Origin of the sequence: Rothia sp. HMSC061E04, assembly GCF_001813685.1 — a bacterium.
Taxonomy (GTDB): domain Bacteria; phylum Actinomycetota; class Actinomycetes; order Actinomycetales; family Micrococcaceae; genus Rothia; species Rothia mucilaginosa.
Window position 1 is genome coordinate 1 of record NZ_KV813694.1, and the last position, 15,481, is coordinate 15,481.

General features: G+C 57.4%; 10 protein-coding genes. 4 read left to right on the plus strand and 6 right to left on the minus strand.

Annotated features, from left to right (window positions below):
* Nucleotides 1–726, plus strand: a 726-nt coding sequence (locus HMPREF2927_RS01625; protein ID WP_141754864.1) for an IS256 family transposase, incomplete at its 5' end; no start/stop codon positions are given.
* A gap of 98 nt (nucleotides 727–824) precedes the next feature.
* A complete protein-coding gene (locus tag HMPREF2927_RS01630; RefSeq protein WP_005505324.1) occupies nucleotides 825–1,418 on the plus strand; it encodes a protoglobin domain-containing protein in 594 nt (197 codons plus the stop codon).
* Between the two features lie 575 nt (nucleotides 1,419–1,993).
* Here HMPREF2927_RS01630 and HMPREF2927_RS01635 read toward each other — a convergent pair.
* The 3 genes from HMPREF2927_RS01635 to HMPREF2927_RS01660 all read right to left on the minus strand — a co-directional run bounded on the left by HMPREF2927_RS01635 (nucleotide 1,994) and on the right by HMPREF2927_RS01660 (nucleotide 5,019).
* Nucleotides 1,994–2,617, minus strand: a complete 624-nt coding sequence (locus HMPREF2927_RS01635; protein WP_005505326.1) for a hypothetical protein — start codon at nucleotides 2,615–2,617, stop codon at nucleotides 1,994–1,996.
* Between the two features lie 726 nt (nucleotides 2,618–3,343).
* Nucleotides 3,344–3,946 carry an ABC transporter ATP-binding protein gene (locus tag HMPREF2927_RS01645; protein WP_239663304.1) on the minus strand — a complete coding sequence of 201 codons (603 nt, stop codon included), beginning with the start codon at nucleotides 3,944–3,946 and terminating at the stop codon, nucleotides 3,344–3,346.
* A gap of 629 nt (nucleotides 3,947–4,575) precedes the next feature.
* A complete protein-coding gene (locus tag HMPREF2927_RS01660; RefSeq protein WP_070684968.1) occupies nucleotides 4,576–5,019 on the minus strand; it encodes a hypothetical protein in 444 nt (147 codons plus the stop codon).
* A gap of 9 nt (nucleotides 5,020–5,028) precedes the next feature.
* Between HMPREF2927_RS01660 and HMPREF2927_RS01665 the strand changes: the two genes are divergently transcribed.
* A complete protein-coding gene (locus HMPREF2927_RS01665; RefSeq protein ID WP_369825424.1) occupies nucleotides 5,029–5,541 on the plus strand; it encodes a site-specific integrase in 513 nt (170 codons plus the stop codon).
* 1,472 nt (nucleotides 5,542–7,013) lie between these two features.
* Nucleotides 7,014–9,470: an S-layer homology domain-containing protein gene (locus HMPREF2927_RS01670; protein WP_070684970.1), complete on the plus strand. Its 2,457-nt coding sequence runs from the start codon at nucleotides 7,014–7,016 to the stop codon at nucleotides 9,468–9,470.
* 120 nt (nucleotides 9,471–9,590) lie between these two features.
* Here the strand turns inward: HMPREF2927_RS01670 and HMPREF2927_RS01675 are convergent, their stop codons facing one another.
* From HMPREF2927_RS01675 to HMPREF2927_RS01685, 3 genes are all read right to left on the minus strand, one after another.
* Complete coding sequence (locus HMPREF2927_RS01675) at nucleotides 9,591–10,355, minus strand: PspA/IM30 family protein (RefSeq protein WP_070684971.1); 765 nt, start codon at nucleotides 10,353–10,355, stop codon at nucleotides 9,591–9,593.
* Nucleotides 10,356–10,617: 262 nt separating this feature from the next.
* Nucleotides 10,618–12,684, minus strand: a complete 2,067-nt coding sequence (locus HMPREF2927_RS01680; RefSeq protein ID WP_070684973.1) for a TPM domain-containing protein — start codon at nucleotides 12,682–12,684, stop codon at nucleotides 10,618–10,620.
* A gap of 253 nt (nucleotides 12,685–12,937) precedes the next feature.
* The gene (locus HMPREF2927_RS01685; RefSeq protein WP_070684975.1) at nucleotides 12,938–15,337 is read right to left on the minus strand and encodes a non-ribosomal peptide synthetase subunit; all 2,400 of its coding nucleotides are present in this window, start codon (nucleotides 15,335–15,337) and stop codon (nucleotides 12,938–12,940) included.
* Between the last annotated feature and the right edge of the window lie 144 nt (nucleotides 15,338–15,481).

Below are 15,481 nucleotides of genomic sequence, written 5' to 3' on the forward strand. Positions count from 1 at the left end.
ACCATGAAAGTACGCGAAGGAGGACGCGTCGTCTCGTGCGCGGTTCTGGTTGCCACCGGAGTCAACAATGACGGACACCGCGAAGTGCTGGGGGTGCGCGTGTCCACCAGCGAAACCGCTCCAGCCTGGAAGGAGTTCTTCGCCGACCTGGTCGCCCGAGGCCTGACCGGCGTGCGCCTGGTCACCAGTGATGCCCATCTGGGCCTGGTTGAGGCCATCGCCGCCAACCTACCCGGAGCCACTTGGCAACGATGCCGCACCCACTACGCCGCTAATCTCATGTCGGTGACCCCCAAAGCACTATGGCCCGCCGTCAAAGCGATGCTGCACTCGGTGTACGACCAACCCGACGCAGCATCGGTCAACGCACAATACGACCGGCTCTTGGACTACGTGAACGACAAGCTCCCCGCCGTGTGTGATCACCTCGATCAAGCCAGGGCAGACGTCCTCGCGTTCGCCTCCTTCCCAACCGGGGTGTGGACCCAGATCTGGTCCAATAACCCCAATGAACGCCTCAACCGCGAAATCCGCCGACGCACCGACACCGTGGGAATCTTCCCCAACCGACAAGCAATCATCCGCCTAGTCGGAGCCGTCCTCGCCGAACAAAACGACGAATGGGCCGAAGGCCGACGCTACCTCAGCCTCGACATCCTCACCAAATCACGACTCACACCACAACCCACCGGGCAGGAGGACACCCCACTCCAACTCAGCGCATAACCCAACCCGAAGGACACAAAACGATTACACCACTCCACAGTACTTGACCTGAGCAAGAGCACGTTCTACAATTGACGCATGAGTTCAAGGAGGTTCGCATGACCGCTTACGACCACTCGTCGGGGTACACCTACGGCACCGATGCCGTCCCCACGTCTCCGCTCACACTCGAGGATCTACGCCAGATTGAGGCCGCCGCGCACGTCCAGCCCGGTGACGCAGAGCTGCTCGCGCGAGCAGAACCCATCCTGGCGCCGCATGCCATGGAAATGGTCGACACGTGGCGCGGGATTTTGGCTCAAAAGACCTACCTGGCAGCACATTCCGCGCATCCGGATGGACAGCCGAACCCCGAGTACGCGCAGGCGTCAAAGCCCCGATTCGCCCAGTGGATCATCGACATGTGCACGCGCGAGCGGGATCAGGCGTGGTTGGACTACCAGTACCTGATCGGAGCTCGACACATGACCGCGGCGAAGAACGCGGCGGATGGGGCGGACTCGACGCCATTCGTGCCTCTGCGCTACGTGCTCGCCTTCATCGCGCCGACTGTGGAGGTCGGGCACCGTCTCCTGGCGGAGGGCTTCGAGGGCGCAGAACTGGACGCTGTCCGTGACGCGTGGACTCGCGCTGTGACTGTCGCCGTGACAGTGTGGGCGTATGCCTACCGCGATCACCCCGAGCAATTCTGATCCGGCGCTCGCCACCTACGACTCCCCCATCGGCCGCCTCACGCTTGATAGCGGTGTATTCGTCTTTCGCACTCTCTGACTGCTCTCCCTGGAAGCCTCAGTGGCTTCCAGGGAGAGCTTTCTTTCTGGGTTATAGGACACTACGTGTTGCTGGTTGGGTGACTTTTCGGCTTTCTGGTGCGGGAAAGTCACTCTTTCAGTTGGTCGTGTTTGCCTCGTTCCTGTGAATACTGCATCGTGCTCTGTGTGTGGCTGCCCCATGATCCGTCACGGTAAGAAGTCAACAGGAGGTCCTTTGAAGATCGCGGTGGTAGAAGTCCGCTCATCATCAAGGACCTCGACCTCTACCCACAACCCCCGACCAATACCTGGTCACCCACACTCAACTCGGAAGAGCCGGAAATAGCCTTCGTGATAGCGGAATAAAACGAAGGTGTGGAACTTGCAAGGACCGATCTCAAACTGGGATTCGATAGAACAGTTTAGCAAACGCTGACTTCGCTTTGCCGTCACTTGGAAACCTATCCGTTGGAAGTGCAGCTATCCTCACATACGCTTTTCCAAGTGAAGTATAGCTATGCACGTTTCACCGACGTTAGTAAAAACCCCGAACTTATCGCAGCCAACAGAAACCCGGTAGAAAATATATAGGAGCCAAAGGTGGCGCCTTTTAAAATCCAAGTCGTGGGAACGACAGCAAACAAGATCGGTGAGTTCGCAAAATCACCTGTGCTAATCGGAAGACCTGCCACCACAAAAAAGATGATAACAATCCATGAAACTAATGAAGTAGTCCAAAGCCGAAGCGCAAAACAGGCCAGAGTTAGCACAACCGAAGAGAAAACAAGTACTAAAGCAGTATGACTCGACAGTCGCTCATTAACAAGCTCGCCAATGATAGAGACATAAAGCAGACTCAAACAAAGGTTAACTACTTGTGCGAGAAGCAGCGATTTAGCAATGAACCGGAGCAGAACTTTATCGTGAATACTAAACGAGACGTACGAGGCAGGGACCTTAGCATGCGACAAAGCTAGACCTGCCGTGGCAATTGGGAGCATGATGAGTAACGCGGATTGCGCTACGGCAATGGTATTTCCATAACGGAGAAACAGCAGCGGAAGAACTAGTGCACCGAGATAAGCGATCGTGACCCAACGAATGATTGCAATTCGCTCGATAGAACACAAAGACTTCATTTTCTTACTGCTCCTTTACTTCGAAACCTAGCCACAAGAACATAGGTAATAATTAGGATTGGTACCGGGATAAGCGCAGAGAAACCGAAATTTGATTGCTCCTGGATATCTACGAACGAGATTGCGGTACCATTGAGATTCAGCCCTACGGAGTGGAGGGCGTTTGATATGTATGGGGTAGCATTGTCAGCTAGGTTACCGGGTAGCACTATCCAGAAGTACAGAAGAACACCTGAAATTACCGCGGCAGTCGGAGGTTTTGAGAGACTTTCTAATGTCGAGTAGATCAGAGCAATTAGTATACTTTGGAAGGTAAGAAAGCAAAGCAGGGTTGCTAGCCCAGAGTGCATTTTCGAACCAGACAAAACCATTGTTAGATCGAATAGCAGCACACTAAGTAGGTTTACAAGAACTATTGAAAGTGTTCGACAGATGGTGCGTAGGACGCTAGGCAACCAGGCAATGTATACCTGCTGAGGCAAACCCCCGTAGTGGACCTTGGAAACCCTAGCATCAAGTATAAAGAGTAATGCGAGGGAAATTAGTGGCTGCGTTCCAGTAAAGAAGAAGCTGTATCCCCCTGTTATTGGAGTTCCGCTTGCCTCACTTGAAATCCATGCACCGAGGAATAGTGACGCCATTGAGCCCAAGATAGCCGCGAGAAAATACCAGATGTTCCAATAGTAAGTAAGCAAAGCACGGATAGCTGAAGTAATTCGCATGGTCCTACCCCCGGTGATATAGGTCCGCGAGATTCACGCCGTTGAGGTCGGGGATATGCAAAGCTTTGCCGTTACGAACTACGACACACTCATCCGGGACGCCTTGAATCTCATGGAGGAGGTGCGTTGATATTACAACGCAGTTCCCTTCGTCCCGATAACGACGAAGCGTCGCAGACAAGGAGATCATGCCATCTGGATCCAAACCATTCTGTGGCTCATCAAGGAACAAAAATCTTGGTCTAGATAATAAAGCAAGACAAAGCTCCAGCCGTTCCTTCATGCCGGTCGAGTAGTCCTTGGCTTTCCGCCCGTGGGCAGCGCGGACGATGCCCACACTATCCAAGGCCGACTCAGGATCAACATCCAGACCCCAGAATGCCGCGACGACCTGTACATTTTGTTTACCGCTCAGATACGGAAAGTAGCTTGGATGGTCGATTGCAGCTGACATTTCGCTAATGTCTGTCTGATCGTATCTAATGTGGCCACTTACTGGTTTTATCCGACCAAGGAGCGTTTTCATTAAGGTGGTTTTACCTGCCCCATTTGGTCCAAGGAGGCAGATTATCCTGCCAGTATTTAGCTGCAAGTTAATGCCGCTCACTACTGGGGAATTCTTGTACCCAACCGACAAATCAGTTACCGATATAGCTGGCATGGCCTACCTTTCAAAGAAAACGGCCCTGGAGGTAAGGCCTAGGATGCCTTCCCTCCAGGGCCGACTGCTGCGACAAAGCTACTAACCACTTGCAGCCAACAGAGATGCCGCAGCCGTTAGCACACTGGGCAGTGAAGCATGCAATGCCACCCGTCGGGCACCCAGTGGGCGCACAGGAACTTCGAGGTGATGTGAGGACAAACAGCTTCCTCAACCTCTTCAACACGGGTGTCAAGGTCAACGGTGACCACGACTTCTCCAAGCTCTCAGAATCTGAACATATTCAGGTAACAGAAAGTTACCCGCACTGCTATGATACAACGATGCAAGATTAGTAGGGGCAACTTTCAGAATGTTCAGATCTGACTATGATTTAGCCTAATTACTTTAGACTGTTGATCAGACCGAGAACACGGCGCTGATACTCTCAACAACGCTCTCGCCTTTGCGCACCGTTCCATCGAGCCGCTCAGCGTTCTTGTTGATAGGCCGAGAGTGATCGACCTCGACGCGAGGCTTGCCCAGTTTGATGCCCGTTCCAATCATAGGTTTCACCATCCTTCTCACCTCCTTCCTCACCTGAGTTCCTCGTAGATCCATCGGCTCACCCGCAAGACTGCCCAGATGAACAACGATGCCCCACCGAGCGTCGCAGCAGCGATCAACATCTTCTGCCACCACAGCGAGGCCGCTGTGAACGAGGCCCATGCCCAGCCAAAGAGAGGACCAATGCCGAACATGCTCATAACGCCCCACACGAGGCCACCCACGAGCAAGAGCGAGGCGAACAGCGGTAGCACAGCAATGGCAACTTTTCCGACCGTCGTCCAAGGTATGCGCCCCTCCAGGGACTCCAGATGGCGCTCGTTGCGCTCTAGGGACGCAAACACCTTGTTAGCCTTGTCTGAGACCTCAGCGACCTTCTGAGCGGTTTCAGCGACCTTCTGAGCGCCAATATCAGCAACGCGCTGCTCATACCCATCGAGAGTGCTCTCAATGCGCTGAACGCGCTCCTCCACCGCTGCTGCATCGACCTAACCCTGCTCCAAATGGCCACAGGGCTGCGCGTAAGCGAAGCAAGAACTCTCATGTGGGACGACATCATCACCGACGACCAAAACCGCCCAGCGTGCATTATTCGGGCTGAAAACGCCAAGACAGGCACCACCCGCGTCGCGGCTCTCGTCGAGCCTGCGGTCTATGAGCACCTTACCCGTAGACGAGATGAAGTCGGTGGAGCCTACGTTGTGGGCGCACCGCTCAACCCAGACACCGAGTGGGACAGATACAACGCTCAGAAGGCTCTCAAGGCGTTCTATAAGGATCTGGCTCGCGACTGCGGAGTGCCTCTGCTGGAGACCCACCGCACCCACGTCTGGAGAACCACCCTCAACACCATGTACCGCACGGACGTAGACGCGCTACTGCGTGCTCGAACGCTCGGCCACTCGGTCGATGTGAACGCACAGGCATACTCAGACCTGTCAGACCTCACAACGCTGTACGAGGCAGCCCGAGCACGGCGTAGGGAGGAAAGGTAGTCCCTACCTTATTCCCTATCTTTCGTGAGGATATGCCGGTAACTTCAAGTATCTTTAGGGAAGGATAAGGGGACGGTTACCGCACAATATCAACGATTACTTGGCTGTATCTCACTGTTTCATTAAAAAGAGATGCAGACCCCGGAGGTCGCAGGTTCAAATCCTGTCCCCGCAACGGATAACTCCCGATAGCTTAGCTATCGGGAGTTTTTTTATTCCCTAAAACCCGTACTCCCGCCGACCTGTCTCCTTCTGCTGTCCTCCCGTCACCTTCCGACCGCCGGTCTGCCTTCTTTCGCCACCTTCCTGCACCTTTCCTGTCGGCGACCTGTCTTCATTTGCCGCCTACTTTTCTTCTTCTTGTGCTACCTTTCTGCCGCCTGCTGGGCGGCTTTCTTTATATCTCCTGCCTCTCCGTATCTCCTGCCTTCTGTAATCTGCGGAGGGGGTCTTCTGAACCTTGTCGGGGCGGTGCTTCGGGGAGACTGATGGGGGGGGCAGCCTGCTGCCCCTTCCGGGGTGCTTGAGGTGGATCTTTCGGCCTCTCGAAACCCCTCTTGAAACCTCCTCACGGAATTTCATAGAACCGTCGTGAAAGTACCCTGGACTGGTTTCGGAACGTCTCCCGATGCGTCTTTCGAGGTATTCCTCAGTCCGTCTATCGGGGCTTCAAGCGGGTGTGCCCATGGGGGTGGTGGAGTCACTTCCGAGCGGTTGCTGGAGGGTGGTTACGCCTTCTTGAGACGCTGCTTTTGAGCTCCTTGAAAGGGGATCTGAAAGGGGTCCTGAAGGGGGCTCTGGGGCGGGTCTCAAGAGCGTGATAAGGGGTCCGATAGGATGCCTGGGTGGGGGAGTGGCGAGGGGGCTGTTTTTGCCTCAAAGTGCATTCTCAAAGTGGAATATGCGAAAGGTGCCTATATTCCGGGCTTGGAAATCACCCGTTTTGCCCCGGAATTCCGCGGTTTTTGGCAAAAATTGGGCTTCGAGTGCAACAATTCACTCTGAAAGTGATTGTAATCACATACGAAACATTCAAGTTAATTGTAGAGTTTTTTGAAACTCTTTCAAAAAACGCTCAAAAACCCCGGAAAATCAAGGAAAAATAGCCCATTCAACCTCTACTTGAGGGTGATTCAAGTTAAACTAGAAGCTTAGAAAAAGCTCTTGTTAAGATTGAATCTTGTTCGATACCCAAAAATAGCCCCAAAAAACCGCTGGAAAAGGCTTTTTGACCTGGTAGCTTTGAGTACGTGGTCACCGCGGTCCGCCGCGTAGCTCTCCGAAATGAATACTGCACCCCTCCATCACACGAGGAAACCCCCGCAACACACACGGGACGGTTACTGGACTTGCTCCATGCGGCATCACATTCGCAGGCCGACCGCCTATAGGCTTCTCACCTATAGACCACCTATCACTCAACCACTCTCGGGCGTCCGCGCCCCACGAAACACCAACAACGAGGACAACCCATGGCACTTCGCCCCCGCACCGTTAAGGCTGGCTCTCTCGCAGCCATCGCCGTACCCTCCGTGCTCGGTAGCACCCTGGTAGCACCCGCTTCCGCATTCGCACCCGTCGTTCAGGACATCCCCGGCGCAGCTACCCAGGCTCCGAAGTCCCTGTTCACCTCCACCGTGCAGCCCACCCTCTCGCAGGTTGCTGTACAGATCCGCCAGCAGGCAGAACAGGCAAAGCAGACTCAGCAGGCTCCCGCAACGACCGCGGTTCAGCCCATCCAGAAGACCTACACTGCCCAGGCAACTCAGCAGACAACCCCCTCGGCTACCTTCCAGTCCGCACAGGCGGCTCAGCCTTCCGCTCAGCCCACCCTGGCACAGGTTGCACAGACCCCCGCAGCTACCCAGAGCGCTGCAACCCCCGCCGCTCAGCCCGCGCAGACCGCACAGGCTGCGCAGGCGGCATCCGGTGTGGCGGCAACCCGCACCAACCAGACTTTCCTGCCCTACACCTCCCCGGCTGGTACCACTTCGCAGTACCACGTCTACGCTGAGGGGGTGGACTTCTCCAAGCCCGTTGGTGTTGTCTTCTACTTCGACGGCGACTACTGGCGCAACGACCAGTCCAAGGTCTACGACCCCTCCGGTGAGCTGGCTCAGATGGCTGCATCCGCAGCGGCACAGAACATGCTGTTCGTGCCCGTCATCTCCCCGGACGCCAACCGTTACGACGCTGGCGTGACCTGGTGGGAAGACATGGAGCGTAACGGCGAGTTCTTCCGCTCCTTCGCTTCCTCCTTCATCGCGGCTAACGGCGTGGACTCCTCCAACGTGTGGACCATGGGCTACTCCGGCGGCGCTGAATTCATCACCTACGAGCTGAACACCAAGCCCCAGACCTGGCGTAACGGCGGCGGCTCCATCATGATTGCTGGCGGCGGCCTGGACGAGGGGACCCCCTCGGCTGCACTGAAGTACCTGCCCATGTTCTGGTACGCAAACTCGAACGATGGCTCCGGCGAGACCTACCCGCAGACCTGGAGCGCACGAGGCGCCGTTGAGGGCGGCTACAACGCCTACCGCAACGCCGGCTACACCAACGCTTCCGCGACCGTTCTGAACGGCTCGGGCCACTTCGACTACAACTTCTCGCAGATTCTGAGCAACTCGCTCACTAAGGGTAAGGCAACCGCCGCCCCCAAGGCCGAGCAGAAGGCTGAGCAGAAGAGCGAACAGAAGTCTGAGCAGAAGCAGAACACTCAGCGCGCCCGCACCATGAGCTCCGCAACCTACCAGAGCTACACCTCCCCGGCGGGTACCACCTCCCAGTACCACGTGTACGCGAACAACCTGGACTACTCTAAGCCCGTTGGCGTGGTCTTCTACTTCGACGGTGACTACTGGCAGCGTAATGAGTCCAAGGTCTACACCCCCGACGAGGGTATGCTCGCGGCAATGGGCAAGATTGCTAACGCCCGCAACATGGTCTTCGTGCCGATCATCTCCCCGGACACTAACGCATCCGGTGACGGCATCACCTGGTGGGAAGACATGAACACCAACGGTGAGTTCTTCCGCTCCTTCGCGAAGTCCTTCGTGAGCGAGAACAACCTGGACGCATCCCAGATGTGGACCATGGGCTACTCCGGCGGCGCTGAGTTCATCACCTACGAGCTGACCGATCACAACACCTCCTGGCGTCATGGCGGCGGCTCCATCATGGTTGCAGGCGGCGACTCGGACGGCTCCGTGGACGCTGATGCGACCACCAAGGGTCTGCCCATGTACTGGTGGGTTGGCGCGAAGGACACCTCCGGTAACACTAACCCTGTCACCTGGAGCGCACGTGGCGCAGTCGAGTCCGGCTACAACGCATACCTGGGCGCTGGCTTCTCCGACGCCCGAGTGAAGCTGATTGACGGCTTCAGCCACCACGACTACGACCTGCCGCACATCCTGGCGTCCTCCCTGGACTTCGCCGGTAAGACCCCCGCGCTGGGCTACACCGACGTTTCCTCCTCGAACCCGAACTACAACGAGATCAGCTGGAACTCTGATCGCCGCATCATGCTCGGCTTCGCGGACGGCACCTTCCGCCCGAACGCATCGGTCAACCGTGCGCAGCTGGCAACCTACCTGTACCGCGTGGCTGGTCGCCCCGCAGTCAACGCACCGGCTGTTTCGCCGTTCAGCGACGTTCCGGCGAACCACCCCGCGTACAAGGAGATCTTCTGGCTGAGCCAGCAGGGCATCAACGGTAGCGACTTCAGCCCCTTGGAGACCGTCACCGAGTCCACCATGGCTGAGTTCATGTACCGTGCAGCTGGCTCCCCGGCACAGGCTCAGGGCGGCTACGCGTCCCAGGCTCTGGCGTGGGCTGCCTCCAACGGTATCGGTACCGGCTCGACCTCCTCTGCGGCCATCACTCGCGACGCTATGGCAGGTTACCTGTACATCTACGCTAACTAAGGCGCACGGCCCCTAACCTATAAAAGATCCGCCCCGCTCCTGAAATTTAGGAACGGGGCGGATCTTTTATAGGTTTAGCTCAAGAAGCTATGCGCTAGACCTGGCTGGAGAATCTCAGGCTTAGAGAGTCTGGGTGGGGGTTTCCACAGCCACGGGAGCCGGAGCAGCCGGAGCGTTCTTTGCCTTCAGAGCCGCCAGGCGAGCGTCCAGCTCAGTGTCGCGCTCCATCTGGTCCAGGGTGTTGAACTGTGCGTCCAGGGAGGAAGCAGCCAGCTCCTGCTGACCGATGACGCGTGCCTCTTCGCGGCGAACCTTCTCTTCGAAGCGGCTCATCTCGCTGGTCGGGTCCAGAACGTCGAACGCCTTCAGAGCGTCGTTCACCTGGGTCTGAGCTGCTGCAGTCTTCTGACGTGCGGTCAGCTCATCGCGCTTGTACTTGACCTCTTCAAGCTTGGAGCGCATCTTCTCCAGGCCGTCCTTGAGCTGGTTGACAACCTGAGTCTGAGAAGCCAGCTGAGGCTCAACAGCCTGCGCAGCTTTCTCAGCCAGCAGCTGCTTGTTCAGAGCGATCTTGGCGAGGTTGTCGAACTTGTCAGCGTTGGCAACGTCGCCAGCTGCGCGGAATTCATCAGCCTTGTTAGAAGCTGCCAGAGCCTTGGTGCCCCACTCCTGAGCGGCCTTGACGTCCTCAGCGTGGTCCTTTTCGAGCAGTCGCAGGTTGCCGATGGTCTGTGCTACTGCAGCCTCCGCCTCGCGGATGTTGTTGGTGTAGTCACGAACCATCTGGTCCAGCATCTTCTCCGGGTCCTCAGCTGCATCAATCAGAGCGTTGATGTTTGCCTTAGCGAGCTGTGCAATACGGCCGAAGATGGTCTGCTTAGCCATAATCTCCTACTTTCTGTTCACGGGCTGCGGGGGAGCACTACGCTCCTCGTGAGCCGTGCCCGTACAACTAATTATGTGGTAGATTTCTGAGCGCACGCTGTGAAAACGATGCACGCCTGATTTCTGCAACCTAAACTTTGGGTAAATTACCTCAGATGTTTTCCGACTGGGGAAGAAAGCGGTGAGTTAAGCTATCCACCCCGCCGGTCAGATTGTAGAAAAACCTACAGAAACCGACCGGCAGGAACGTTAGTGGAGGGGGTTAGAAGCTGCCGCCGTCACCGCCGCCGCTACCCCAATCGCCGCCTCCGCTGAAGCCGCCGCCCCAGCTGCCGCCGCTACTACCGCCACTGCTGTGGCCACCGCTGCTACCCCAGCTACTCGTGCCGGAGTTAATAGCGGTCATCAGAGCGCCCAGCAGCAGGCCCTTCGCCAGGTCACCGCCGAAGCTACCGCCGCCGCGGTCGTTCTGGTTGTTGTAGTAGTTGCCGACCTCGCTCTGAGCGCGGTTCTGCGCGTCGGTCGCCTTCTGAATCGCCATATTGGCTTCCTTCATGGCGTTCAGCGGATCCGAAGAAGCCAGGCGCTGAGCCTGACCCAGGTGACGCTCCGCCTCAGAGACAGCGGTCAAAGTCATCGGACCCACCGCGGCGCGGCGGTTATTGATGTAGCTACGCGCGCCGTTCACCGCAGCGTATGCGGAACGCATCGTACGATCCAGGTTCTGCGAAGCCGCGCGAGAACGCTCGCGGGTAGCACGCATATTCGTCATTGCCTTATCCAGCTCAGCGGAGAGCTGACGCAACTGGTTCGCCAGAGTCAGCGGATCATTCGGGCGAGCCGAAGCGCTCTGGTTGACCTGGTTGAGCACCGCCTCCATACCGGCGGCGACCGCACCCAAATCATCGCGACGCTGAGACGCCGCGAGGCTCTTCGCCTCAGCCACGTCACGCTGAATGCTCAGCAGGTCGGTGCTCAGACCCAGCTGAGCCTGCTCCAGCTCCTGCGCGCGGGTATTCACTGCCGCACCCAGCGCCTGAATCTGCGAGGCGGCTTCCTCAGCGGTGCGCAGGTGAGCAACCGCCTCCGAACGGGCAGTAGCAACGGTAGCCTGAGCCTTCTCAACCTCAGCAGTGCACAGCACCATGTTCGAGTCCAACAGGGTGGGAGTCTTCGAAATGGGCTCCAAGGCGCTGGGCAGGTAACGTTCCTTCAATGCGCGGTACTGGGCGGCAATCTCCTCCACCGAGGCACGCAACTGCGGCAGACGCTGAGCCAGAGCCTCAATAGCCTGCGGTGCCTCCTGCTCCAGGTTGCGCAACTGAGCCAGCTTAGCGTCCTGCTCCTGAGCAATGCGGGTGACTTCCTGAGAGTTATCAATAATCTCAGTCAACCAGGCACGCTGCTCAGCCTCAGTATCCGGGATGCTATCGGTCAGAAGCTGCTGACGCTGGAAGGACTTACGCATCAGATCCTCAGCGCGCGCAATCTCCTGAGCGAACTCGGCGACCTGCTGGTCAGTGTACTGGGCACGCGCAAACTCCAGCTCCTGCTTCGCATGGCTCATCGTGGTATCAGCCTGCAGCAGGGCGCTACCGGCGCGGGTACGCAGCTCCTCCAGCGGAACCTCGGGAATGGGGGAGTAGTTACGAGGCGCGCCGTAGGAACGCTGCGGCTGCTGCTGAGCGTTCTTCTTCTTGCGGCGGCGGTACATTGCGTAACCGCCGGCACCAACAGTCGCTGCCGCACCCACACCGAGCACACCGGTCACCACGCCAGAAGAGCTACCGCCCTTCTGAGCCTCGATACCCTCAACCGCGGCAAGAGCCGCACCCGAATAATCGCTATTCTGCAGCTTCGGCTTGATGTAGTTCTGGTACACCTTCGTCTGCTGATCGCTCGACAGGGTCTTCGTGCTACCCGCCAAGAAATACGCCTGGCGAGTCTCAGTAGCAATCACCAGCACCACATCGGCAGAACCCCAGTTGTTCTTGGTAGCCAGCGCCTTCGTCCAGCTCGAAGAAGTAGACGGGTTCTCAAACTTATCGATAACCACCACGTGCAAATCCACGTTGTGCTTCTTCGACAGAGCAGAAATCTTAGACTTCAGGGTAGCGGCATCACCCAAAGAGTTCGTGGAATCGTACACGGTGGTGCCCGTAATCTGCATCGGGTCAGCAGCCTGAGCAGACGTGCTCAAAAATGCAGAACCAGCCGGCAGAACCACCGGGGCACAAGAAAGACCTGCCGCCAGCACTGTGGCACCCAAGATAGTGCGCAGGCGAGAGCGTGCGGGACGAATCTGACGCGCAAAGGCGTGCTCGATCATGGTCTTTCCTCCGTTGTCGTGAAGTATGAACGGACCTGCACTTCACGGCGTGCTTGGTCATCGCACACCTTAGTGCTGGTCACATTATTAGTGTAGCTGTGGCACAGACACACAGACGCACAGATACGAGAATATTGCGCCGCTGTTTGCCGACCGTTTACCGTCTTCCCAGGCTTTATACAGGAAAGCCGGTATATAAGAAAGCCAGGGTCTAGGCTCATGCTAGACCCCGGCTCACCGGCTATTCAGTTAGTTAGCGCCGGCGCGCAATCTTCAGATTGCTCATCAGATGCTCCACTACCTCCGCGGCATCAACATCGTGGATACTCTGTGCTATGCCGTTCACCACCTGCACCCGCGACGACGAGGCGAACATCCAGCCCAAGAACTGCACCGTATTCAGCAACCTAGAACTGCGTTCTGCCTGCTTCCGCATCTGTGACCACAGGATTCGCGGGACCGGCACGTCACGGCCCCTATACTCCCGGGAGCTAGCGCGAGCCTCCAGAAGCTCCGCGAGCGCCTCAATATTTTCGGTCAGCTCCTTCAAATCCTCATCCCCGGCAGAGGGACCGACGTAATACCTCTCAACCAGGCTCAAAGGCATGTAGCCGCTACAGCTACTCACCCACGCCAGCTTCAACCGTAGATTCTGCAGGCGAAGCACCTGCTGCAGAAGCCGCGAATGAGTGCGCAACACCGATAGCGGCATAGAAGAGAACGCCATCGCTTCCGAAAGCAGCCCCTCGGAGAGAGCCTCCTCAGAAGATGCCTCGCTCTGATCCAAGCTACCCAGCAGAAGCTTGGTGCCCTCGTAGTGAACGAACGCCAGAACCTCGGGAACGCTCGAGAGGGAACGGATGCGCTCGCCAATGGTCGGCAAATCCTCCCCATCGGGGGCGTACTGTTCGCGCGTGTACATCAACGTCTGGATAGGTAGCTCAGCAAGGTGCGGCGAGTAATGAGCAAGCGCCCGCAAATCGGTCACGACCTCCGCCAGAACGCCGTCCTGCTCAACCTGCAGAAGCTCCTCCAGAAGCTCAATGACGGCCTGCGCCTGCAAGCTCAAGACCGTAGCGCAGAACTCCGCATCCTGAAGCTCAAGACGCACCTTCTCCAGACGCTCTTCCAGCGTGGACTGCACGCCCCTGAGCTCAAACTCGCTCAGCTGTTCCGGGCGGAGCATACGGTGCGTACCATCCTCGCCGGGACGGTAGAAAAGCTCGCTAAACTCCAACGTAGACTGAACGCCCTTCAACGCCCGCTTTCGCAACTCAGGTAGAACGTCAAAGGCAACTTCTGTCATCTCATTCCAGACCTTGACCTCATCGAGATTTGAGTCCTTACGAACAGTCTTCTTCCAGGTCTCGGCAAGCTGCATGGCGCGATCAAATTCGCTCAGCTCCACAAAAGCCGCCAGCTTCTGCGCGCTCTCACGCAGATAACGCACCGCGTAGAGGCGGTCGCTCAAAGAATCCGGGAGGGTATCCTCCAGCAGACGCCAACGGAAGGTACGCTCAAAGCACTCCTCGGTCAGGCTAATGACGGCGGCGCTCAAAGAGAGCGCATGATCACGGGCAAAAGCGAAAGAGCCCGGGGTATCCGCCAAACGGGGCAGGGACGAATAGAACTCCAACGCCCCGCTCAGCTTCAGCCGAGATACCCGGATGGTTTCTTCCAGCTCGGCGGCAAGCACCGCGCGGTCAGCCTGCGGGGTTTCTTTGAAACTGTGCAGCGGGGAAACCTGCGCACGCTTCAGCGTCTGCAGGTTCATGACCGCACGCATGAGGTAGTTCTCCAGAATATCGACCTGCTGCAGGCGCGGACGCTGATTCAGCGGAACATGATTCTCCTGCGTGCCTACCAGCAGATGCTGCGGCACACCGCTAATCGACGGTAACGCAAAGACCTCATCCTCGGATTTACTGATAGAAAGCACCATGGGGTAGCGGCTGCGCTGTGCATTCTCTAGAGGAGGAATGAGCTTGAAGTTGGTGCTCAGAGAGAAATAATCGGAGGGCTTGCTCTCAGGAGCCTGCTGGGGTGCCTCCTGCTGCGGGTGCTCTTCATGCTGCGCCGGGGTGTTCTGGGTCATGCTCTGCTGCACCTGGCTTTCTGCTGAATGGCTTTCTGCTGAACGGTTTTGCGCCGAGTGGTTCTGTGCCGAGTGATTCTGCGTCGAAGAACCGGAGACACCGCCGGCCTGCATTGGCTCCAACGGCGAAGGTGCAGCCACAGGTTGCTGAGGTGAGGCAGGGTGAGGTGAGGGCGCCTGAGCCTGCTGAGTACTATGACCCGGCTGCGCTGGCTTCGGCTGGTAGTGCATCGGGTAGCTCACCGCGCCCTGTACCTGCTGAGGGGATACTTGCTGTGAAGGCCCCTGCTGAGGGGGTACCTGCTGATTGGGCGCCTGCGTGGGCGGTACCTGCTGATTCATCGCCTGGTTCTGCTGCTGTTGCAATACCTGCCGCCTAATCTCACGCGCACGACGGCGCGAAGGGCTCAACGACGCGAAAAATGCTACCGCCGCGCAGATCAAAACAAATATAAGCAATGCATACAGGCGGGTAGTGCCATCCAAAGAAGACGCCACCGCCGCAGGCATGACCGGCAGCGCGCCAACAAGAGCGAAAACAGCAGAAATAATCCTCATGACTTCACCATAACCCAGCTAAATCCCGGGTGCTCGCAACGCCGTTGCCTTACCGCATACTAAAAGGGAAGTAGCCTGGGTCCCGGGTGCTCTCCGCCAGTGATTCCCGCATCCGCCTCACAGTTAAAAAGACGATGCGGCGTG